Raw genomic sequence first — 691 nt, forward strand, 5'->3', positions numbered from 1 at the left:
ACCACTTGTGACTAAACCACCACTATTCACTGACTGCTTGAAGGCTTCATGTTTCTCATCCATATATCGCTTTTGCTCATCGAATGTTCTTGAATATGCTTGCGCTTTATTTTCCAAATCAGATATACGGCTATTAGCAAGTTGCTTTAATTCATCAATACTTGAAGATTTTGCTATTTGAATATCTGATAGACCTTTTTCTTTAGCTTTTTCAATCAGACTCGCATAATCCTCACCATTTTTTATAGCCTCGTCCATTGCTTTCGCGCGATCCATAATAGTTTTTTCTAATTCTTGAAACTCAACAATATAGTGTAGTTTTGTTTCAGAGGGAATCTTGCTAAACAAACTTTTTTCAACGTTAAATGTGATAGTTCTCTCTACAACTACCACGTCTGAATTACCTAATTCTGCAACCGAAACTTGAGCTTGATAACTTCCATCTCTTTTAATTACATCATTAGGTAATTGAAATTTTAAAATACCTTTAAATGGATCTAATATTTCTAGTGGAGCAACTACCATTACTCCTTTACCTCGAATCGCTATTCGTGCTTTGATATTTTCTTCACTCAGTAATAACGGTTGATTATTTTTAGTGATATTAAAAAGAAGAACAGAAGAATCACTCTCTCCTGTTCTAAAAGTTATATCTAGATTTGAAATATTTTCATAATGCGCTGTGTTTTCT

The 691-nt window shown here is 33.0% G+C and carries 1 protein-coding gene; it reads right to left on the reverse strand.

Annotation, left to right across the window (positions count from 1 at the left end):
- Nucleotides 1-691, reverse strand: a 691-nt coding sequence (locus IDG60_RS27995; RefSeq protein ID WP_206161053.1) for a phage baseplate upper protein, incomplete at both ends; no start/stop codon positions are given.

This window comes from Staphylococcus sp. EG-SA-2, from assembly GCF_017152085.1.